We start from the raw sequence: 21,783 nt of genomic DNA on the forward strand, positions 1-21,783 counted from the left end.
TTATTCTTTAATTACGCTGTATCTAACCTGCTAAATTCTCATGATCCTACCTATATTACATTCAGAAAAGTTATCAGGTTTATGCGGACTAACGGCAATGCCGCCGATGTCTTCGCGCCAGTGCTTAAACCGGGCAATTCGACCCCTTGCATTGAGTTCCAAGGAAGTATTGCTGGCAGCGGCGGCCGCTTTATCTTTCGCGCCATTTTCAGTACAAGCTTGGACTCTGGATTTTTCTTCCAGGTCCTATAACTTTAACGAAGCGGATGGTGTTGTCCAGGCTAACGTTAGTCTGGCTAGCAGCTCCGGCGATTATGGCGGCTGCACCATAAGCGGCGACGTCGTCGCTGCCGGCGGCAGTGCAACCGCAGGCAGTGACTACAATATTTCGAGCGGCACCTTTTCTTTCAGCGTTCCCTTTTTGTTTGGCGGGTCTCATACCGATAGTGCGCCGGTATCCATCAATATTATCGACGATGCATTGGTAGAAAGCACTGAAACTGTGACCTTATCTCTTCAGAATGTAACGCCAAGCTGTACTGGTGATTCGGTGTCGGCGGGCGCGTCAGCAGTTGCCAGCATTGCGGACAACGACGTCGCTCCGCCCCCCACCACGCCCACTACGCCAATAACCTCGACGCCCAACTTAACCGCCGATCCGACCTTTACCCCTAATCAGCAAGCAATTTACGAAGGTTTAACCAGTGCTTGCTCGGGAGCGAGTGGTGATTTATTGGCCCGCTGCAATGAAATAAACAACGCCGACCTGAATGCGGTGATTCCGGATGCGGTGGCGGCGCAAGGTGCGGCGGCTGTAGATTTTGGTTACAAGCAATTTTCCGTGGTGCATGGCCGCATCGTTAATCTGCGCAACTCCCAACAGCAAAGCGCCTCCTTATTGGGTTATTCCACCATTAATGTCAACGGCGAAACCATACCGGTCGGCAAGGCGTTGATGACAGCACTAGGCGCGGCTCGGGGCGGGGCGGCTGGGGATGATCCAAACGAACAGCCGTTTCGCGATAGCCCGTTAGGTTTCTTTCTGAAAGGTCAATTCAACGTCGGCGAAAAAGCCAATACCGGCAGCGAACGGGGCTTCAAAGCCGACAGAAAGGCGGTTACCTTCGGTCTGGATTACAGTTTTATGGATGAATTGGTGTTGGGTGCGGCCTTCGGTTACGGCTCTACCGATACCAATTACAATTTAAACAGCGGCAGTATGTCGACCGATGCGTACGAGTTTTCGTCGTATGGCAGTTATTTCCTGCCGCAGTCATTTTATATCGACTGGATTATGAGCTATGCGCTGCATTCCTTCGATATCAATCGGCGCATCCAATATACCGGATTCGATAATACGGCTACCAGTAGCGCTAATGGCGACCAGTACGGCTTTAGTTTGGGGTTTGGTAAAGATTTTGCGCTGCAAAGTTTTGTGATTAATCCCTATGTGAGGCTGGATTACAGCAAAACCGAAGTGGATAGCTATCAGGAAAGCGGCGGTGGCGGTTTAGCCATGGAGTTTGCCGGCCAATCTATCGATTCGGCGACATCGACTATCGGCGGTCAAGCCAGTAACGCGATCAGTACCTCTTGGGGTGTGTTGTCACCCGGCGTGCGTTTCGAATGGGTGCATCAGTATCTGGACGAAAGCCGTTTGATTCAGGCGCGCTTTAGTCAGGCGGCTGCCGGTGCCGGCAGATTCAGCGTAAAAACCGATACGCCGGATCGCGACTATTTTAATATCGGTACGTCGTTGGCATTGAGTTTGCCGGAAGGTCGGGCGGGCTTTTTACGATACGAATACCGCTTAGGGCAGGCCTATATTACCGATCACACTATCGAGTTGGGAGCGAGAATTCCGTTTTAAGGAATTTAGCGAATGCTTTGGGGAAGGGGCCGCTGCGGGACATCCCGCAGCGGCCGTCTTTAATTCAGACTTATTTGGCTGCGGCTAATTCCGCGCGCATGTCGTCGATGACTTTTTTATAATCCGGTTTGCCGAAAATAGCCGAGCCTGCAACGAAGGTGTCCGCACCGGCTTCCTTGATTTCACGAATATTAGCCACGTTTACGCCGCCGTCGATTTCCAGGCGGATATCCAAACCGCTGTCGTCGATAATTTTTCTGGCTTGGCGCAATTTATCCAGCGCGGATGGAATGAAAGATTGACCACCGAATCCGGGGTTGACCGACATCAGCAAAATCATATCGACTTTGTCGAGTACGTGCTCCAGGTAATGCAACGGCGTGCCTGGGTTGAATACCAGACCGGATTTGCAACCCAAGTCTCTGATCATTTGCAGTGAACGGTCAATGTGTCTGGAGGCTTCCGGGTGGAAAGTAATGTAGCTGGCGCCGGCTTTAGCGAAATCCGGGATGATGCGGTCGACCGGTTCCACCATCAAATGGACGTCAATTGGGGCGGTAACGCCATGCTTGCGTAGCGCTTCGCAAACCAAGGGACCGATAGTCAGATTGGGCACAAAATGGTTGTCCATCACATCGAAATGCACAATGTCTGCGCCCGCATTTAAGACATTAACAACTTCTTCGCCCAAGCGTGCGAAGTCTGCGGAGAGTATGGAAGGTGCAATCAGATTGTCAGCCATCTTTTGATCCTTTTGGTGAGGTTAAAAAACCGGCATTATAACTTTTTTCCGGCGTTTGGCTAAAACAGTGGATTGATTGCACACTTTAGGGCTGCCGGCGCTTGTTTCAAGCCGACACCACGGGCTCAAGATTTTTGTTAAGAGCGTAGTCGGTCAGAAACTTTTCGAATTCCGCTATCGGTAGCGGTTTGCTGACCAGATAACCTTGGTAAAGATCGCATTGCCGGCTTTTCAGAAAAGCCAGTTGCTCGGCGGTTTCCACGCCTTCCGCTACCACGCGCATGCGTAGCGTCTTCGCCATGGCGATAATCGTCGCGGTGATTTCCATATCGTCAGTGTGTTTGGGGATGTCTTCAATAAAACTTTTATCGATCTTTAAGACATCCAGCGGAAAGAGTTTCAAATAAGCCAGCGACGAATAACCGGTGCCGAAATCATCAATCGCCAGATGCACGCCCAACCCGTGCAGCTTGTGTAAAATTTCGATGGCTTCTTTTTCCCGTTTCATCAACGCGCTTTCAGTGAGTTCGAGTTCCAGGCACTCGGCCGGAAAACCGGTCTCTGCCAAAATCCTGGCGACCACGTCGCTAATATCACTATGCAAAAACTGTTGCGGCGATAGGTTAACCGCCAGACGCAAGGCTGGAAAACCGGCTTGCCGCCAGCGCTGGCCGTGGTGACAGGTTTCTCTCAACACCCAATTGCCGATACTGGTAATCAGACCGGTTTCCTCGGCAATCGGGATGAAGCGTAGCGGCGGTATCAGTTCGCCGCTGGCAGTCTGCCAGCGGACCAAGGCTTCGGCGCCGATAATCGCGCCATTCTCGATGCAAATTTGCGGTTGGAAAAACACCCGCAATTCGCCTTGCTCGATAGCTTGCCGCAGGCGGATTTCTATATCGATACGTTCCCGCGCGGCGCGGGTCAAATCTTCCGAGAAATATTTGAAGCGGTTCCTGCCCTCATTTTTGGCTTGATACAAGGCCGTATCGGCTTGTTGGATCAACTCGTCCGGCGAAGCGCCGTGTTCGGGAAACATGGCGATGCCGACGCTGACGCCGATGCGTACCTCATGACCGCTGGGTAGTTGCCAAGTTTGGTTCAAGGCATTGATGATTTGCGTGGCGACATGAGCGACGGTTTCAGGTTGGCTGACTTCTTCCAGCAACACCACGAATTCGTCGCCGCCCAGTCGGCAAATGGTGTCGCTGGTACGCAGCCGGGTAGTCAGGCGTTCGGCGACCATTTGCAGCAAATCGTCGCCGGCCAAATGGCCGAAGCTATCGTTAACGTCCTTGAAGCGGTCCAAGTCCAGCATCAACACTGCCATGTTGTTGGCCTGACGGCGGGCTTTTTCGATGTTGTGTTGCAGGCGCGACAGGAACAGCATGCGGTTGGGCAATTTGGTCAGCGGGTCGTGGTGGGCCAGGAATTCCAGTTCCATTTCCGAAGCCTTCAGCTTGGAAATGTCGGCAAACACACCCACGTAGTGGCTGATCTCGCCTTTGCCGTCGCGCACGGTGCTGATGCTCAACAATTCCGGATACACCTCGCCGGACTTGCGGCGATTCCAGATTTCGCCTTGCCAATGATCCGTAGTGGCAATATTGGCCCACATTTCCCGGTAAAAATCGGCGTTGTGGCGGCCGGAACTTAAGATGCTGGGGCTATGACCGATCACATCCCGATTATCGTAACCGGTGATGTTGCTAAAGGCCTTGTTGACCATCGTAATTCGGCGTTGGGCGTCGGTAATCATCACTCCCTCTCGGGTGCTTTCGAATACGGCGGCGGCTTGTCCCAAGCGCTCTTCGTTGGCTTTGATGTCGGAAATATCGGTAATGGTGCCGACGTAACCGCACAATCCGCCCGTTTCGTCCAGTTCCGGTTCGGCGCGCCCCACCACCCAGCGCACACTGCCGTCCGCCAGTTGAAAACGGTATTGCATATTGAAGGGCTGCAAGGCGGATACGCAACGCTGCCATTCGGCAATCACCGCATCGCGGTCTTCGGCAAGCAAACCGGCTATCCAGCCGTCACCGTGCGAATCAATAAAATGCAAGCCGGTGATTTCGCACCAGCGATGGTTGACGTAATCGCACTCACCTTTTTCGTTGGTGCGAAAAATGCCGACCGGGGCAATCTTCGATAGCGTATGAAAAAGTAGCTCGCTTTCCTGCAACGCGATTTCCGCTTGCTTACGGGCCGTGATGTCGCGCAGCCCGATGACATAGGCCGGCGCGCCTTCCCATTCCAGCGGCGTGGAGCGCAGTTCCGCCCAGGCTATGCCGCTGGGGCGAATCAGGTTGATGTCTTGAAATTGAATTTTGTCGGCGGAAATCGGAATTGCCAGGGAATGGCCGATCAGACTGCCGCGTTCCAGCAATTGTTCTGCGGCTTGATTGGCATAAATAACGACGCCTTGCGGGTCGACCACCATTACGCCGTCGGTAATGGTGTCCAGGATCAGATTGAGTTGTTTGAGTGTTTGTGGCATTTAGGGGTTACGACCGGGCATCAAACAATCACTGTCTGCACACCTGTACCAACATTTTGGGTAGTGATGGCCGCCATCACCGACGACATTCGTGAAAGATCGCCCAGCAGTTTCAACACCGGTTCCGGCAGGTCGCGCACCAGCATCGGCGTAGCAAAGATTTCTTTTTCCAGCGCCTTTTCCGGCATGCCCAATACTTCGACCACGTCGAATACCCAATGGCCCGGCTCGTATATGCCGGCCAGCACCGCGCTGATTTGCTCCACCAGCCTGCGGGTTTCCGGATTCAGCGACACCACGTATAAGGTCAAAACCAGCTTATGGTGGTTGGCCCGGCGTTCTTCGTGAACTTTGGCGATATGCACCACTTGGGCGATATTGCGGATTTGCGACGCCGACAAGGGTTTGCTGGCCAGCTCGAATTGCAAGCCTTCTTCATGGGCGTCTTTCAGTTGGTCCATAAATTCGGCGGCAAAGGCCGTGACGATATAGACATTCAAGCTGGTGTCCAATGCCTTCAGGCGGCGTAAGGTCTCCACGCCGTCAATGCCGGGCATGCGTAAGTCCAGAAATATCAAGTCGGGACGATCGGCTTCCACCATGGCGATACCTTGTAGACCGTTCTCGGCTTCGCGCACACGATAGCCTTCTTCTTCCAGAATCAGCTTGAAGGCGCCGCGTACCGCCGGGTCGTCGTCAATCACCAGAATGTTGTTTACCATCGCCTGTGTCTCTATTCGTTAACAAATACTAAATGTGGGGAAATTTTAACCGGATGCGGCAACCTTCGCCAATGCGGCTTTCCACGGCTATCGAGCCATCGGCATCTTGAATCAAGCGGCGGGTGACGGATAAACCCAGTCCGGTGCCTTGGCCGGGCGGTTTGGTGGTAAAGAAAGGGTCGAACATGCGGCCTTGTACTTCGTCGGGGATGCCGGGACCATTGTCTTTTATATTCAACTCTAGCATTTTTTCCGCACAACGGACGCTGATTTCTATTTCGGGTTGGGCAATACCGCTTAGCGCATCGCGGGCGTTGATCAATAGATTGATCAGAATCTGTTGCATGCTTTCCGCCGTGCAGGCGAGTTTGGGCAAGTTTTCCGGTATCTCGGTACGGACTTGGATAGCGGTTTTGCGCAATTCGCCTTCCAGCAACAACAAGGTTTGGCCTAAAACTTCCTCTAGCGAGCAACTGCCGGTTGGCGTGGTCTTTTGATGCATGAACACCAGCATATTCGACACAATGTTTTTGATGCGTTGAATTTGCTGTAAGGCTTGCGCCAGTATTTGCTTGGATTTGGCATCTTCCGTGCGGTCCGAGACAAATTCGACGAAGTTCATCACGCCCATCAGCGGATTGTTGATCTCATGGGCCACGCCGCCGACCAGCGTGCCCAGTGCCGACAGCTTTTCCATTTGCAGCATATGATCCTGGTTTTCTTGTAATTGTTTGTAAGCTTGGCGGGTTTGTTCCAGCAAGCGGGCGTTTTCCAACGAAATGGCCGCTTGGGCGGTCAACAGCTCGGTCATGCTGATTTTTTCCGGGGTGAATACGCCTTCGGATAGCCGGTTTTCCAGGTAAAGCAAGCCGATTAATTCGCTTTGCTTGATCACCGGCAAACACAATACCGAGCGTAAGCCAAACGCCACAACCTCGGGCGCATTTTGAAACTCGCCTTCGCTGCAGGCGTCGCTCAGCACGACTTTTTCGTGGGTACGTTGCACGTAATTGACGATGGCGTGGCAGATGCCGCGCACCTTGTTCAAGCTGTAATAGTGTTTGTGTATCGTGCGTTTTTTGCCGACGTGCTGCTCGGCGGCCACCAATAATTCGTCTTGTTGTTTGATCAACAGATAACCGTGCTGGGCTGCGGAGCTTTCCAACACCACGGCCATGATTTTTTGCATCAATTGGGTCAGATCGATTTCTGCCGATAACGCCAGCGCCGATTTCATCAGATAGCTGATGTCCAGACTAGGTAAGGTGGTGGGAGCGGGCTGAGGTTTGGCTATTCTGGCGCCGGTCTCCGGACTGACGTATTGATGACGTTCCTGCAGCTGGTTGCTTTTCGCATCGGCACGGCATAAGCGGTAATGGCGGCGCGCTTCGCCGAAATACAGTTCCGCGTCGCCCAAGTGTTGCTTCAGCAACAGATCAGCCAGCGTTTCGTAAATATGGCCGGTCAGCAGGCCATAGTTCTGCGCCAGTGACAAGGCAATGGCATCCATGTACAGATTGCGCGCTTCGCGGTATTGGCCCTGCTGTCTGGCAAGCTCGGCATGGACAAACATCAGGTAGGGTTTCAGCAAGGGACCAAGTTGCCCCCACACTTCCAGTTGCGCAAGCAATGGCGCAATTTCGGCATCGATTCGCGCCGCATCCATTTCCGAGCGCAGCAAGTTCAAGATCCGAAAGGCGTACCAAAGACGTTTCAAAACATTGTCGGTTAAGCCGTGCAAATAGTTTTCCACGGCTTTCAGCGATACTGCCGCCGCACCATAGTCGCCCAGGTAATATTGGGCAAAACCCAGTAATGCGAAGTAACTGCCGGTAGCGGCCACATAGTTATTGGCCTGCCATTCCGCCAGCGTGGTTTGCATATCGACCGGACGGTAATCGGGCTTCATCGGTAATACCCAGCCGGCCAGCACCGCCTGGGCCAGACCTATTGAAAACGACAACTGGTTTTTGCGGGAAAATTGCAGACATTCATCGGCGGCTTCCTCGACCCAGCGCAGGTTTTTACCCTGGGCCAATAGATTCCACATCAGCGGGCCGTAGGACAGGCCGGCGTTGTAGAGATCGCCGCAGTTCTTGCCGGACTGAATGGCCTTGTGCGCGTAATCGACAATATCGGCCGGGTGGCTGCGCGAGTGCATATTGCACCAGACGATGCCGTTCATGCCGCGGGTGGCGCCAAAGGTATTGGGATATTTGGCGCACAAATCGTGTGCCAAATCCTGATAGAGAAACGCCTGCGCGAATTTGCCCTGTTCGCCCAGATTGAGGCCCATGATGGAAAACGAATAAATCACCGATTCGTCCATGCCGCCTTCCAGGCAGTGCAGGGTGGATTGGGCGGCGGATAAATACAGCTGCGGCACCAGACCGCACATGTACAAATCCGGAATCAACTCGCTATAAAAAGCCAGTTCGATTTTGCTTTGCCGCTGCTCGGTAAACGGCATGTTCAGGATTTTTTGCCAGACATCGTCTTGCTGTTCGATGATCAGCATCAGATTTTCCGTGCGTTGTCGGGCTTGCTCGGGATCGTCGGGAATGGACTTGTTGAAATACGTCAAGCCGCGATTGGCAGTGGCGATGGCTTGTTTGAAGTTGCCGAACGAAGACAGCGACGTGGTTTGATCTGCCAGCGCTTCGGCTTTGTCCAGATCGCTGACCGCATGCTCGATCAGCCGATTCAGCAAGGCTTCCGAGCTGTCGTAGCGGCCGCACATCAAATCGGTTTTTGCTAAGCGCTGATAAATCCGAAACGTCAGCGCGTAAGCCGTTTCCCAACAATCGGGCGGCAAATAATGGTGGGCCTTCAGGAAAAATTCGTTGGCGGCATCGCCGGCGAGCGCATCCAGGGCTTTATTGCCGGCATTAAAGTTGATATTCACCAGCCAGTAGGCGGTTTCTTCGTCCAGATCATTCGGGCAACCTTGATTGAGATGAGCGGCGATGGTGAATAAATTGTCCAGGCTGACCAACTCGGCACCCGGTGGCACCGCCGACAGCAAGCGATTGCCGATCCGCCAATGGATGCCGGGGCGCGCCGCGGCGGCAACTTGCTGCAATACCGCTTCCTGTACCCGGTCATGGACAAATTGCAGGTCGGCTTTATTTTCCAGTATCAGGCCCATGCTTAATACCGGTTTTAAGTCCTCGAACAGTCGCTCAATGGGCTTGTCCAGCACCAGCCCGACATCCTCCGCTGTAAAGCGATTACCCATACAGGCGCAATGATAAAGAATATCCAAAGTCCGGCTGGGCAATTTACGCACTTTGGCGCTGAACAGTTCCACCACGCTGGCCGGCATTTGTGTGTCGCGGATGCGGTTCATATCCCATTGCCAGTGTTGATTGGCGTCGATGCTGAGTAAACCTTCGTTGTACAACCAGGCCAGGCTTTCACTGACAAATAAGGGGTTGCCTTCGGTCAGGTGGGCAATAAAGTCGGCCAAATTGGCGGTGGCGTTCAGCGACGAATCCAGAATGTAAGCAACCATTTCGTGGCAATCGGCGTCGCTGAGTTCGGTCAAATGGATCTCGGCCAGTGGGCCGGCGTTTTCTCGCACGCTACGGATCAATTTGGTCAAAGGATGACCACTATCGACCTCGTTATGCCGATACGCGCCCAGCAAAAATAGATAGGGGTGTTCGCGGTGATTGGCGAACAGGTTTTGCAAAAAATCGAAGGTGGCGCTGTCGCACCATTGCAGGTCGTCGATGAATAACACCAAGGGGTTGTCCTCGCTGGCCAGGCAAGCCAGGAAGCGGCCGAACAAATTGTTGAAACGGTTACGCGCTTCCACCGGCGGCAAGGGCTGTACTTCGGCTTGCGGGCCGATGATGAATTCCAGCTCCGGCACCACATCAATGATCGCTCCGCCGGCATTGTCCAGCGCGTCGAGAATTTTTGCGGACCAATCATGCACTTGGGCGTCGCTTTCGGTCAGAAAGGTGCGTATCAGATTGCGCAAGGCCTGAATCAGCGAGCTGTAGGGAATATTTTTTTGGTATTGATCGAACTTGCCGGAGCTGAAATAACCGCGATTTTTCACCAGTGGTTTTTGGAGTTCCTGAATCAGCCGGGTTTTGCCGATGCCGGATAGGCCGGAAATAAGCACCGAACGAAACCGGCCTTGGGTCACCTCGCTGTAATCCTGGCGAATGAGCTCGGCTTCGCTTTGGCGGCCGACCATTTTCGAAATGAAAACCACCCGGCGGCTGCGGTCGTGTTGGCCTATGCCAAAATTCGATACGCTGCCGGTGGTTTCGTGTTCTTTTTGGCAGCGCAGCAAATCGGCCAACAAACCGGAAGCACTTTGATAGCGTTTTTCCGGTTGCTTCAAAATCAGTTTGGCGATGATTTCGCTCAGGGTGTTGGGGATGCCCGGACTGCTGTCGTGGATTTTGATGGCTTCCTCAGCTAGATGCGAGTGAATCAGTTCCAGCGGATCGTCTGAAAAAAATGGCAGTCGGCCCGTCAGCAGTTCGTAAAACACGATACCCAGTGAATACAAATCGGTGGAGAAATCGACCCGGTAGTTGATGCGCCCGGTTTGCTCCGGCGAGGTATAGGCTAGGGTGTTGCGGACAAATTCCGGATCGTAGATAAAGTGACTGACATCGCGGATGTCCAGCGGCGTGATGAAGTCGGTCAGGCGCAGACTCAAGCTGCCGGATTGCACCAGAATATTGTGCGGTTTGATGCCGCCATGGGTAATGCCGGCATCGTGCACCGATTGCAGGGTGTCGGCCAAGGAGCAGGCCAATGTAAAAAAATCGCTCAGATTCACAGCCTGTTGTTGAGCGATCCATACATTCAACGGTTGGCCGTTGAACCAAGGCTGGACGATGAATTGATCGCCGTCGTTGGATTCCAAAGCCAACGGCGTGCAGACGCGCGGGTCGTGCAATACTTTCAGGCGTTCGATTTTTTGCCGCAGATGCCGGGATTGGTCGTCCCAACTGGACAATAGTTTCAAGCACTTAACGACCAGCGGGTATTCCGGCACGTGTTTGTGATAGCCCTTATAAACCGTGGCTTGCAGGCTTTCGCCGAGTTTGTCGGTCAGCACATAGCTGTCCAGTTGCGGAGCGTTTTGAAGCGGAACGGTTCGGGTGCTTATATCGATCATGCGCTGGCGAGAGGGAAAGTTAAGGCGATTTTCGCGGCAGTTCCGGGGGCGGGCTGTTTTATAATTCTAGTCTTGTTTTCACTCAACAGGATTAGCCATGGCCGCGACAGCCTCCACTATGCTGCCTCTGGGCAGTATCGCCCCGGACTTTTGTTTGCCGGATACCGTGACCGGCCGCGAGTATGCGTTGCAGGACTTGAAAGGCGAGCGCGGCACTTTGATTTTGTTTATCTGCAACCACTGCCCGTATGTGTTGCACGTCAAAGAGCAGTTGATTGCTATTGCCCGGCAATACGCCGCCTCAGGCATTTCGACGGTGGCGATCAGTGCCAATGACATCGAAAACTATCCGCAGGATGCGCCGGATAAAATGCAGCAGATGATGGCGGACTGGGGACATCCTTTTGCCGCGTATTTGTACGACGAATCGCAGGCGGTGGCCAAAGCCTACCAAGCAGCCTGCACCCCGGATATGTATCTGTTCGATGCCGATTTGGCTTGCGTTTATCGAGGCCGTTTGGATGGCGCCACACCGAAGAATGATGTGCCGGTTACCGGCGAAGATTTGCGCAATGCCCTGGATAACTTACTGGCGGGAAAGCCTGTCGATACGATACAAATTCCCAGCATCGGCTGTAACATCAAATGGAAACTTGCGGAGTAAAGGACGCTAATCCGGAACATGTTGCCAGTCCTGTAAAAACCGCCGCTCAGGTTTTTGAACTTTCCTGGCGGCGGCTTGCGCAGGGGTGTATTCAGGCTGACAAATTATTGCCCCCAGTCTTCGGCACGGTGGGTTTTTAGCGTGGCACGTCGTCGAATTGCTCAACCAACATATCCAGCTCTTTGCTGAGTGCCGAGACACCGCCGCTGGCCGTACTGGCATGAACCGCATGCTCTGTAGTTTGTCGCGATAAGCTGCCGACGGCTTCTACCGTTCTGGAAATTTCTTCGGAAACAATATGTTGCTGTTCGGCGGCGCTGGCGATCTGCACGATCATGTCGTTAATGATATTGACCGACAGTGTGGTTTGTTGCAGCGATTCGGTGGAGTTTTTTCCGTGTTCCGCGCCGGTTGCCGCCATTTCCCTGACTTTAGCCATTTCCTGTACGGCGTTATTGACGCCGGAGCGCAGGCCGTCGATCATTTTATGGATTTCCTCCGTGGATTTTTGCGTGCGTCCGGCCAAGGTTCTGACTTCGTCGGCCACGACGGCAAATCCCCGGCCTTGTTCGCCGGCGCGCGCTGCTTCGATGGCGGCATTCAGTGCCAACAGGTTAGTTTGCTCGGCAATCCCTTGAATCACATCAAGCACGCCGCCGATTTTCTTGCTGTGATCGGCCACAATTTTAATAACTGTTTCGGCTTGGCTGACCGCAACTACTAAGCGGTCTATCATTTGGATGGTATTGTTGACCCGCGAAAGCGTTTCTTGCGATTGCCGATTGACATCATTGGCGGCTTGAGCGGCGTTGGCGGCGCTGCGGGCGACCTCGCTGACGGTGGCGCTCATTTGGTGTATCGCCGAGGCAATCTGTTCAATTTCCGCCAGCTGTCTATCCATCGCTGCGCTAACTTGGCTGACTGCCTGGTAGCTCGTATCGGCTTTACCTGCCAAGGGTTCTGTGGCTTGAGTTAGACGGCGTATGATGGTTCGGGATTTGGCTTTTAACAGCTTCACCGCCAACAGTAATTGTCCAACTTCGCCGCCATCAGCGGTGTAAATCTGCTGCATCACCGGATTGTCGATCACCCGGCGCGCTTCTGCCGCTGCGTCTTTTAAAGGTTGTAATACAAGCCAAACCCAGGCATAACCGACCGCTAAGGGGCCGGCAAAGATTGCTGTCGCTACGCCAAAACTGCACGTTTCGCTCAGATAAAGGCTGATGGCGGTGATTAATTGAATCACTACAAAACCGCCGGTCAGTTTGCCGGACAAACCGATGCGGCTCAAAGGCGAATCGATATTTTTGCCGTGGTTCAGCTTTTCGTAGACAGTATTGGCGCGGGCCACGCAGGTCACGTCCGGTTTAACCCGCACCGATTCGTAACCGACAATCTTGCTATTTTCGAAGCGCGGGGTGACAAAAGCATCCACCCAGTAATGGTCGCCGTTTTTACAGCGATTTTTGACAATTCCCATCCACGGCCGGCCGCTCTTCACGGTTTGCCACAAATCGGCGAATGCGGCGGAAGGCATGTCGGGATGGCGAACGATGTTATGGCTCTGGTTTAACAGCTCTGCCTCGCTAAAGCCGCTAGTGTTCAAAAAATCTTGGTTGACATAATTGATCTTGCCGGCGGGATCTGTCCCGGATGTGATGGTAGCCGAAGCTGAGTAAATCAATTCACGTTGGGTAACGGGTAGGTTTTTTCTCATTTTTGTACCGGGTCGGCAGAGATAGAAAGGTAAGTTCCCACGCAAGCGCTGGCTGACTGGTCTGCACCGCTTTTGTCGAGGAAGTATAAAAGGCTTTACGGCGATTGCAAAAGCCGGCCCCTGACTAGCGTGTGTTATGTGCAGGCCGTTTTTATTGTTAGATAGCGGCGATGCACTATGCTTGCAACGGAAAAACCTAAAATGAGGATGGAAATGGCAGAATATCAATCACGGCAGTTGCAATTCAGCGGCAGCGGTGGCGAGTATTTCCGGATTTGGATCGTCAATGTCTGCTTGAGTATTGTCACCTTGGGCGTTTACTCAGCCTGGGCCAAAGTCAAACGTAACCAATATTTTTACCGCCACACTACTTTAGCCGGTGCGGGTTTTGACTACCACGGCGATCCCAAGGCGATCTTGAAAGGACGCATCGTCGCTTTTCTGTTGTTTGCTGGTTATACCTTGGTCGGTGAATTCGATCGGGTTGCAGGCTTGGCAATTTTGCTGGTGATCGTATCGGTGATGCCCTGGTTATTGATGCGTTCGCTCCGCTTTAGAATGCATAACACCAGTTACCGAGGCTTACGTTTTGCGTTTCATGGCAGCACCGGAGAGGCGTACTTCAATTTTCTGCTATTGCCGGTATTATCGGCGTTGACTCTGGGGTTGCTGTGGCCGCTGGCGCAACAGCGCATGGCCCGTTACGCACGGGAAAACAGCACGTACGGTAATGAGTTTTTTAAATTCTTTGCCGGAATTGGCGCTTATTACCGCATCTATCTGATGACGATATTCATAGGTGTGCTGGTGTTTGCCGGCCTGATGGTCAGCGTTATGTTGCTGGGTAGCAAGGAGCTGATTCCGGTCGAGGCTGAGCAATTAGTGGCGATGAGTGTATTGGTAGCCGCGATAGGCACCTATTTGGCCTTGTTTTTACTGGCTTATCCCTATGTCGCGGCGCGTCTGCAGAACTTAGTCTGGAATAGCACGCAATTGGGTCCGCACGGGTTTCAGGCCCAGCTTCAAGCGCGGGAGATGCTGGGTATTATGTTTAGCAACGTCCTGTTGACTTTGCTGACCTTGGGGCTGTACAAGCCGTTTGCTGATATTCGTTTGGCGCGCTATCGCATCGAGCGCGTCGCATTATTACCGCGCGGCAGCATCGACGAGTTTGTGGCTGGTTTACAGACAAATACTTCCGCCGCCGGCGAGGAAATGGCCGAGATGTTTGATTTCGATATTGCCTTGTAAATGTTGCTTACGGCCGTTTACTACGACGGGCGGCAAGCCCGGCCGCATCCCGTTACCCTCTGTGTTGAGGGCGACAAGCTGTTGTTGCAGGGCCGGGAGATTGTCCGCCGCGAAAATTTAGCCAGTCTGAAAATTCCGCCGCCGCTCGGCAGCACGCCGCGCCTGATTTTGTTCGCCGATGGCGGCCGTTGTGAAGTGGCAGATCGACAAGGTTTTGCCGAGATGTTGCAGGATGCAGGTAGTAGCGCGGTAGCGGGTATGGAAAATAGTTGGTGGTATGCGTTGGCGGCGCTGCTGTTAACTTTTAGCCTGCTCGTTGTTGCGTATTTGTTTGGATTGCCTTATGCGGCGCGGGCGGCGGCGGACCAAGTGCCGGTTTATTTGCTGGAACGGATGGATACGCAGTTTTTCGCCAGCCTTGATCAAACCTTATTGAAGCCCAGCACATTATCCGACGAACGCCGGCAAACTATTCAGGATGGCTGGCAGCGCTTGGCTTTGCCGCCGAGAGAGGATAGGCCCGCGCATATTGAATTTCGCGCTAGCTCGACATTGGGCGCCAACGCCTTTGCGTTGCCTGGCGGTAGCGTTCTGCTGCTGGACGACTTGGTGAGTTTGGCGAGTAACGACCAAGAAATTTTGGCGGTGCTGGCCCACGAAATGGGCCATGTCCACGAAAAACATGCTCTGCGGCAAATGCTACAGGCTTCTGTGGTGGGTTTGGCGATGGCTTGGTACATTGGCGATGTCAGCAGTCTGCTGGCCGTCGCGCCGACCGTATTATTACAAACCCGCTATTCGCGCGATTTTGAACGCCGTGCCGACGCTTTTGCCGCAGAACTGTTGCGCGCCAACGCTATTCCGGTCAGTCGGCTGGCCGATATATTGGAAAAACTGGAGGCCGCCCATCAAACCACAGTACCCAAACAACCCGTAGAATCGCTTGAAGCGCTGGATTATTTATCCAGCCATCCCAATACCGAAGAACGGATCAAACGCTTGCGCGGGCTTTAAAATGCTCGGCAGCCGGAGTATTTTGGCATCAATTTATAGGTATCAGGAGAACAAAACACCATGAAACGTCTTTATGTCCTCGCGCTGGCGGGGCTGCTGGCAGCCGGCGGAACCGGTTGTGCCTATACTGCCAAACCAGAGCAGCAGGCGCAAAATCGCAAAGTACACCACGTGGTGATAGTCTGGCTGAAACAGGCGGGTGATGAAAAACTGCGGCAACAATATATAGAAGACAGTGCAGGCTTGGCTAAATTGCCGGGCGTGCTGGCTTACGATGTCGGTACACCGGCGGCGATTAATCGTGGACGAGCGAATGCTGCGTTAGATGAAAGCTATGATGTGGCCGTATCCGGCGTTTACGAAAGCCAGCAGGCTTACGAGGCGTTTTTGCAGAATCCGGAATATCTGCGCGTGGCTCAACAGGTGCTGCGGCCCTTGGTGGATAAATATAAGATTTACGATTTTATCGAGTAATGACGTTGTGACCAGCCGTTTCCCGGATTTGTAGCCAGGAATGGCTGGACAATATCAGTCTGGCTTCTTCGATGCCGGCAGCATGTGGTTTAAGGTGTTGTCGCGCTGCACGTAATGATGAAATAGTACCGCCGATACGTGTAAGCCAATCAGGTAATAGCCAATCACTCCGCCGGTTTCGTGTATTTCTTTGATCGTTTTGGCCAGTTCCTTGTTTTCGGCGATCAGCGCCGGCAACTCCAGGCCAAAAAACGGAATTGTTTTACCGGCCGCGCTTAATGCCAGCCAGCCGGCTATCGGCATTCCCAACATCAATCCATAAAGCAATAGATGCACCAGACGTGCCGCTAGCCGTTGCCAGGTCGGCGGTTCGGGTGATATGGCCGGTGTGGGGCCGGTCAGACGGAAACCCAGTCTCGGTAGCAGCAGCATTAACACCAATAAACCCAGCATAAAATGCAGGGCTTTCATGGTTTCACGCGGGTCGCTGCCTTTGGGGAACAACTCGCGTAGTTCGATACAGGCATAACCGGCTGCCATCACGATAAACGTCAGCCAGTGCAAGGCAATCGTCATTGTGCCATAGCGTTCGTTTGTATGGTTTTGCATCGTTAATTACTCCTTTTTGCCAAGAAAATGATAATACGCCGATTTTGCAATAAGCCAGTTTGTCGAACGATGCCCGCGACTGGGTGATTTAAAACACTAGCGATGGGTTTACTTTTTTAAAGCGGAGGCTTCAGCGGCGCGGCGGGTGATTTCCGCCCAATCGCCGGCATCGACCAGTTCGGACGGTGCCATCCAGGAGCCGCCGACGCAGGCCACATTACTTAGCGCCAGATATTCCACCGCGTTTTTCGGATTCACGCCGCCGGTCGGGCAAAAGGTCACTTGCGGCAACGGGCCGCCGATGGATTTCAGCATTGGGATGCCGCCCGCCGCTTCGGCCGGGAAAAACTTCATCGCGGTAATGCCTCTGTCCATCAAACGCATCACCTCGCTGGGGGTGATGACGCCAGGCAAAATCGGCACGCCGGAAGCCAGAGCCGCATCCAGCAAGCTGTCGGTGACGCCTGGGCTGACGATAAATTCCGCGCCGGCATCAATCGCGTTTTTCAGGGTTTGGGTATTGATGATGGTGCCGGCACCGACAATCGCCCCCGGTACTTCGGCTTTGATGCGGCGGATGGCATCCAGCGCCACCGGTGTGCGCAAGGTGATTTCCAATACTTTCAATCCACCTTCAACCAACGCGCGCGCCAGCGGCACGGCTTGTTCCAGTTGATTGATTACCATCACCGGCATTACCGGGGAGGTGGTCATGACTTCTTTTATTGATACGGTCATTTGTTATTTTCCTAATGTGAGGGTGCTTGGAAAACCCACGCCGTGAAGCGTGCGTGTTTGACAAAACGACAACGGTCTCGGGGTAAACCCTAAACCGTATAGGTTGTCGATGCGGTTTTGCCGCCGTGTCCGGTCCAGTCGGTATGAAAAAACTCGCCTCTGGGCCGGTCGATGCGTTCGTACGAATGGGCGCCGAAATAGTCTCTTTGCGCTTGCAGCAGATTGGCGGGCAGCCGTTCGGTGCGGTAGCCGTCGAAATAAGCCAGGGCGGAGGAGAAGGCCGGCGTCGGGATGCCCAATTGTATGCCCAAAATCACCGCTTGGCGCCAGCCTGCTTCGGCTTGCTTCATCGCTTCGACGAAGAAGTCGGCCAGCAGCAAGTTTTCCAGCTCGGGATTTTGCTCGTAAGCCTGTTTGATGTCGTTCAAAAACTGGCTGCGAATAATACAGCCGCCGCGCCACATCAAGGCAATCTCGCCGTAATTCAGTGCCAGCTGGTATTCCTTGGCGGCTTCGCGCATCAATCTAAAGCCTTGCGCGTAGGAAATGATTTTCGAGGCGTACAAGGCTTGGCGTATAGCCTGAATCATCGCGGCTTTGTCGCCGCTAAAGCTGGTGCTGGTTTTAGGTAAGGCTTTGGCTGCGCGGATGCGCTCGTCTTTTTGCGCGGACAGGCAACGGGCAAATACCGATTCGCCGATCAGGGTCAGTGGGATACCTAGGTCCAGCGCATTGATGCCGGTCCATTTGCCGGTGCCTTTTTGGCCGGCGGTATCCAGAATGCTGTTCAGCAAGGGTTGGCCGTTGTCTTCTTTGTAAGCCAGGATATTGGCGGTGATTTCGATCAAATAAGAGCTTAATTCGCCTTGATTCCACTCGGCAAAAATTGCCTGCATTTCATCGGTGCTTAGGTTCAGCCCTTCGGCCAGCAATTGATAAGCCTCGCATATCAGCTGCATATCGCCGTATTCGATGCCGTTATGCACCATTTTTACGTAGTGGCCGGCGCCGTTATCGCCGACCCATTCGCAGCAGGGATCGCCGTCGACATGGGCGCTGATGGCTTGGAAGATCGCCTTAACGGCCGGCCACGCCGCTTTGTTGCCGCCGGGCATGATAGACGGTCCGTGGCGGGCGCCTTCTTCGCCGCCGGAGACGCCGGTGCCTACGTAGAGTAAGCCTTTTTCCTGCAAATATTGAGTGCGGCGGTTGGTGTCGGTAAACAGCGAATTGCCGCCATCGATGATGATGTCGCCGGCTGACAGCAAGGGCAGCAAGTCGTCGATGTATTGATCGACGACAGTGCCAGCCTTGACCATTAACATGATCATTCGTGGCGATTCCAGGCTATCCACCAGTTCTTCCAGGGAATGCGTACCGATGACTTGGGTGTTTTTAGCCGGGCCGTCGAGAAACTCATCGACTTTGCTGGCGGTGCGGTTATACACCGCCACTTTGAAACCGTGGTCGTTCATGTTCAGAACCAAATTCTGTCCCATGACGGCCAAGCCGATTAAACCAATATTTGCTTTCATGTGTTTGCCTGCTGTAAACGTTGTCGTTGTGGGGTGATGACACAGTGTTGCTTAATTCTGGTTTCAAGAAAGTCGTCCTTCCGTGGAAGGACGGATTTGGCAAAGTGAAACTAAGACGGCATTGCTTAAAGCGTGTGAATCTCAGTCCACGAAAAACAGATTGGTTGCCCCGGTTTCCGAAGTCGATGCGTTTGCCCGCATCGCGCCGAACAGTTCGCGACCCATACCAAAATGATGGCCGGTAGCGCTGTTGGCAGTCGGCACGCGGGCATCGAATTCGGCTTGATCCACCTGCACGTTGACTTCGCCGGTTTGGGTGTTCAACGCAATGATGTCGCCGTCGCGGACCTTGGCCAGTGGGCCGCCGTCTATGCATTCCGGCCACATGTGAATGGCCGAAGGTACCTTGCCGGATGCGCCGGACATGCGGCCGTCCGTGACCAAGGCGACATGAAAGCCGCGGTCTTGCAATACGCCCAATACCGGCGTCAATTTATGCAATTCCGGCATGCCGTTGGCTTTTGGGCCCTGGAAGCGCAACACCACGATCACGTCTTTTTCCAGTTCGCCGCGTTTGAAGGCAGCCACCACGTCCAGTTGGTCGTCGAACACCATTGCCGGTGCGGTAACCACCTGATGCTTTTCCGCGACCGCGGAAATTTTTGAGACGCCGCGGCCCAGGTTGCCGTGCATCACGTGCAGACCGCCGCCCGCAGCGAAGGGTTGTGCCACACTGCTAATTACATCCGGATCCAGCGAAACCGCAGGCCCTGCTTCCCAGCTGAGCTTGCCGTCGTTCAGCGTCGGCACTTGGCTGTATTGCGCCATGCCGCGCTGGTCGCCGATGGTCAGAATGTCGCCGTGCAGTAAACCATGCTCGAGCAATTCCTGAATCAGCAAGCCCATGCCGCCGGCAGCTTGGAACTGGTTGACGTCGGCCGGGCCGTTCGGATAAATCTTGGTCAATAGCGGGATGGCTTTGGATAGATTATCGAAATCGTCCCAGTTGATGATAATGCCGGCCGCGCGGGCGATAGCGATCAAATGGATGGTGTGATTGGTCGAGCCGCCCGTCGCCAGTAAGCCGATAATCGCGTTGATGATGGCTTTTTCGTTGACGACGTGAGCAATCGGCCGGAAGTCGTCACCCAGCGCGGTAAATTTCAACACTTGTTTGGCGGCGGCTTTGGTTAATTCGTCGCGCAGCGGGGTGTACGGGTTGACGAAAGAACTGCCCGGCAAGTGCAGACCCATGATTTCCACCATCATCTGATTGCTGTTGGCGGTGCCGTAAAAGGTGCAGGTGCCGGGGCTGTGGTAGGCCTTGGATTCCGATTCCAGCAGTTCTTTTTCGCCGACTTTACCTTCGGCGAATTTTTGCCGGGTGCGGGATTTCTCCTTGTTGGAGATGCCGGTAGTCATCGGCCCGGCGGGCACAAAAACCGCAGGCAAGTGGCCGAAACTCAAGGCGCCGATCAGCAAGCCGGGCACGATTTTGTCGCAGACGCCCAAATACAAGGCGGCGTCGAACATGTTATGGCTCAAGCCAATCGCCGTGGATAACGCAATCACGTCGCGGCTGAACAGCGACAATTCCATGCCCGGCATGCCTTGGGTGACGCCGTCGCACATGGCCGGCACGCCGCCGGCGAACTGGGCGACGCCGCCGGCTTCGCGCACTGCTTGTTTGATCAGTTCCGGGTAGTGTTGATACGGTTCGTGTGCCGACAGCATGTCGTTGTAAGCGGAGATAATGCCGACGTTGGCTTTCACGGCATGCGACAGAGCGTCTTTTTCAGCCGCCGAACAGACGGCAAAACCGTGGGCCAGATTCGCGCAAGGCAGATTGGTACGTTGTGGGCCGTTGGCAATGGCGGCGTCGATGCGGGCCAGATAAGCAGCGCGGCTTTCCCGGCTACGTTCCACCACGTCGGCGGTCACTTTTTCTAAAACAGGATGCATAAGCTCTCCAGGGCAGCAGATAGGTGGTGTCGACGCGCCGAACGGCGTTTTGGAATCGAGAGTGATCGGGTTATGCGCGTCTAACCCACCCTAAATTTAAGCGGCTAAGGTGCCCAGTACAATTCCACCGGCACGTCTTCCTGATTCAATAAGGCCCGAATCGGCATGTCCTCTACCGGGCCCTGTTTCTGGGCGCTGTTGAACACCGCTAACTTATCTTCGCCGGTAAACAAAATCACGATGCGTTCCGACTTTAATAAAGCGTTGCGGGTCAGGGTCAGGCGTTCTGTATTGGCGCCGGTCACTTCGCTTTGAATGGCGGTGATGGCCGCGGTCAGATTTTGATTGTCCTCACTCAATGCGTTGGCCAGACCTTCTGCGTGCGGAAACAGCGAAGCGGTATGACCGTCCGGGCCCATGCCGACGATGCTCAGCGTGAAAGGCTGCGGCAGTTTGGCGTAACGGCCTTCAGCCTCTGCCTGACCTTGTTTTGCCTTGGCAGCCGGGGTTTTCATGCCGATAAACTCAACGTTTTTGGCGTTGTTGATCAGCAGGCTGCGGCGAATTAAAGCTTCGTTGCTGGCGCTGTGTTGATTGTCCACCCAGCGTTCGTCCACCAGCGCCACCTTGATTTTTTTCCAATTCAAGTCAGATTTGGACAAAGCTTCATAAAGCGGGGCAGGGGTGCTGCCGCCGGATACCAATAAAGTGGCTTGACCGTGTTTGCTGACGGCTTCGGATAACACATCCTGGCATTCGGCCACCAAGGCGGTAAACAGGTGGTTACGTTGTTCGAAAAAAAATTCTCTAACCATGTTCGTTGTTCTCGTGATGGATAC

Annotated in this window: 15 protein-coding genes; 5 read left to right on the plus strand and 10 right to left on the minus strand. The window is 53.9% G+C overall.

Going from position 1 to position 21,783, the window contains the following annotated elements:
• Positions 1-151: 151 nt before the first annotated feature.
• Positions 152-1,870: an autotransporter domain-containing protein gene (locus CWO84_RS21680; protein ID WP_165786404.1), complete on the plus strand. Its 1,719-nt coding sequence runs from the start codon at positions 152-154 to the stop codon at positions 1,868-1,870.
• A 70-nt stretch (positions 1,871-1,940) separates the two neighbouring features.
• Here CWO84_RS21680 and rpe read toward each other — a convergent pair whose 3' ends face one another.
• The 4 genes from rpe to CWO84_RS21700 all read right to left on the minus strand — a co-directional run bounded on the left by rpe (position 1,941) and on the right by CWO84_RS21700 (position 10,980).
• Positions 1,941-2,612, minus strand: a complete 672-nt coding sequence (gene rpe, locus CWO84_RS21685; protein ID WP_033155369.1) for a ribulose-phosphate 3-epimerase — start codon at positions 2,610-2,612, stop codon at positions 1,941-1,943.
• A gap of 106 nt (positions 2,613-2,718) precedes the next feature.
• A complete protein-coding gene (locus CWO84_RS21690; protein WP_033155368.1) occupies positions 2,719-5,109 on the minus strand; it encodes an EAL domain-containing protein in 2,391 nt (796 codons plus the stop codon).
• A 20-nt stretch (positions 5,110-5,129) separates the two neighbouring features.
• Positions 5,130-5,831 carry a response regulator gene (locus tag CWO84_RS21695; RefSeq protein ID WP_033155367.1) on the minus strand — a complete coding sequence of 234 codons (702 nt, stop codon included), beginning with the start codon at positions 5,829-5,831 and terminating at the stop codon, positions 5,130-5,132.
• A 28-nt stretch (positions 5,832-5,859) separates the two neighbouring features.
• Positions 5,860-10,980, minus strand: coding sequence for an AAA family ATPase (locus tag CWO84_RS21700; RefSeq protein WP_101055179.1), 5,121 nt, complete (start codon positions 10,978-10,980; stop codon positions 5,860-5,862).
• A 97-nt stretch (positions 10,981-11,077) separates the two neighbouring features.
• Here CWO84_RS21700 and CWO84_RS21705 point away from each other — a divergent pair, with 97 nt between their 5' ends.
• A complete protein-coding gene (locus CWO84_RS21705) occupies positions 11,078-11,644 on the plus strand; it encodes a thioredoxin family protein (protein ID WP_033155365.1) in 567 nt (188 codons plus the stop codon).
• A gap of 136 nt (positions 11,645-11,780) precedes the next feature.
• On the opposite strand, the gene CWO84_RS21710 is transcribed toward CWO84_RS21705, so the two are convergent.
• Positions 11,781-13,361, minus strand: a complete 1,581-nt coding sequence (locus tag CWO84_RS21710) for a PAS domain-containing methyl-accepting chemotaxis protein (protein WP_033155364.1) — start codon at positions 13,359-13,361, stop codon at positions 11,781-11,783.
• 213 nt (positions 13,362-13,574) lie between these two features.
• Between CWO84_RS21710 and CWO84_RS21715 the strand changes: the two genes are divergently transcribed.
• Genes CWO84_RS21715 through CWO84_RS21725 form a run of 3 tightly spaced genes read left to right on the plus strand, consistent with a single transcriptional unit; the run spans position 13,575 to position 16,100 of the window.
• Complete coding sequence (locus tag CWO84_RS21715; protein ID WP_201799000.1) at positions 13,575-14,612, plus strand: YjgN family protein; 1,038 nt, start codon at positions 13,575-13,577, stop codon at positions 14,610-14,612.
• On the plus strand, positions 14,613-15,626 hold the full coding sequence (locus tag CWO84_RS21720) for a M48 family metallopeptidase (RefSeq protein WP_101055181.1): 1,014 nt from the start codon (positions 14,613-14,615) through the stop codon (positions 15,624-15,626). It begins immediately after the preceding gene.
• Between the two features lie 60 nt (positions 15,627-15,686).
• Positions 15,687-16,100, plus strand: coding sequence for a Dabb family protein (locus tag CWO84_RS21725; RefSeq protein ID WP_033155363.1), 414 nt, complete (start codon positions 15,687-15,689; stop codon positions 16,098-16,100).
• A 54-nt stretch (positions 16,101-16,154) separates the two neighbouring features.
• Here the strand turns inward: CWO84_RS21725 and CWO84_RS21730 are convergent, their stop codons facing one another.
• The 5 genes from CWO84_RS21730 to pgl all read right to left on the minus strand — a co-directional run bounded on the left by CWO84_RS21730 (position 16,155) and on the right by pgl (position 21,759).
• On the minus strand, positions 16,155-16,709 hold the full coding sequence (locus CWO84_RS21730) for a cytochrome b (RefSeq protein WP_033155362.1): 555 nt from the start codon (positions 16,707-16,709) through the stop codon (positions 16,155-16,157).
• A 108-nt stretch (positions 16,710-16,817) separates the two neighbouring features.
• On the minus strand, positions 16,818-17,447 hold the full coding sequence (locus CWO84_RS21735; protein WP_101055183.1) for a bifunctional 4-hydroxy-2-oxoglutarate aldolase/2-dehydro-3-deoxy-phosphogluconate aldolase: 630 nt from the start codon (positions 17,445-17,447) through the stop codon (positions 16,818-16,820).
• An 89-nt stretch (positions 17,448-17,536) separates the two neighbouring features.
• Entirely contained in the window at positions 17,537-18,982 is a 1,446-nt protein-coding gene (gene gnd / locus CWO84_RS21740; RefSeq protein ID WP_101055185.1) for a decarboxylating NADP(+)-dependent phosphogluconate dehydrogenase, read from the minus strand.
• Positions 18,983-19,123: 141 nt separating this feature from the next.
• Entirely contained in the window at positions 19,124-20,944 is a 1,821-nt protein-coding gene (edd, locus tag CWO84_RS21745) for a phosphogluconate dehydratase (protein WP_101055187.1), read from the minus strand.
• Positions 20,945-21,048: 104 nt separating this feature from the next.
• Positions 21,049-21,759, minus strand: coding sequence for a 6-phosphogluconolactonase (gene pgl / locus CWO84_RS21750; RefSeq protein ID WP_101055189.1), 711 nt, complete (start codon positions 21,757-21,759; stop codon positions 21,049-21,051).
• Positions 21,760-21,783: the final 24 nt, after the last annotated feature.

Source organism: Methylomonas sp. Kb3, from assembly GCF_002834115.1.
Lineage (GTDB): Bacteria > Pseudomonadota > Gammaproteobacteria > Methylococcales > Methylomonadaceae > Methylomonas > Methylomonas defluvii.

Excerpts from the sequence above, each read along its gene's own strand:
- pgl (WP_101055189.1), bottom strand. The coding sequence starts at position 21,759 with ATGGTTAGAGAATTTTTTTTCGAACAACGTAACCACCTGTTTACCGCC.
- gnd (WP_101055185.1), bottom strand. The coding sequence starts at position 18,982 with ATGAAAGCAAATATTGGTTTAATCGGCTTGGCCGTCATGGGACAGAAT.
- edd (WP_101055187.1), bottom strand. The coding sequence starts at position 20,944 with ATGCATCCTGTTTTAGAAAAAGTGACCGCCGACGTGGTGGAACGTAGC.
- CWO84_RS21690 (WP_033155368.1), bottom strand. The coding sequence starts at position 5,109 with ATGCCACAAACACTCAAACAACTCAATCTGATCCTGGACACCATTACC.
- CWO84_RS21695 (WP_033155367.1), bottom strand. The coding sequence starts at position 5,831 with ATGGTAAACAACATTCTGGTGATTGACGACGACCCGGCGGTACGCGGC.
- CWO84_RS21730 (WP_033155362.1), bottom strand. The coding sequence starts at position 16,709 with ATGCAAAACCATACAAACGAACGCTATGGCACAATGACGATTGCCTTG.
- CWO84_RS21720 (WP_101055181.1), top strand. The coding sequence starts at position 14,613 with ATGTTGCTTACGGCCGTTTACTACGACGGGCGGCAAGCCCGGCCGCAT.
- CWO84_RS21725 (WP_033155363.1), top strand. The coding sequence starts at position 15,687 with ATGAAACGTCTTTATGTCCTCGCGCTGGCGGGGCTGCTGGCAGCCGGC.
- CWO84_RS21700 (WP_101055179.1), bottom strand. The coding sequence starts at position 10,980 with ATGATCGATATAAGCACCCGAACCGTTCCGCTTCAAAACGCTCCGCAA.
- CWO84_RS21735 (WP_101055183.1), bottom strand. The coding sequence starts at position 17,447 with ATGACCGTATCAATAAAAGAAGTCATGACCACCTCCCCGGTAATGCCG.
- CWO84_RS21705 (WP_033155365.1), top strand. The coding sequence starts at position 11,078 with ATGGCCGCGACAGCCTCCACTATGCTGCCTCTGGGCAGTATCGCCCCG.
- CWO84_RS21715 (WP_201799000.1), top strand. The coding sequence starts at position 13,575 with ATGGCAGAATATCAATCACGGCAGTTGCAATTCAGCGGCAGCGGTGGC.
- CWO84_RS21710 (WP_033155364.1), bottom strand. The coding sequence starts at position 13,361 with ATGAGAAAAAACCTACCCGTTACCCAACGTGAATTGATTTACTCAGCT.
- rpe (WP_033155369.1), bottom strand. The coding sequence starts at position 2,612 with ATGGCTGACAATCTGATTGCACCTTCCATACTCTCCGCAGACTTCGCA.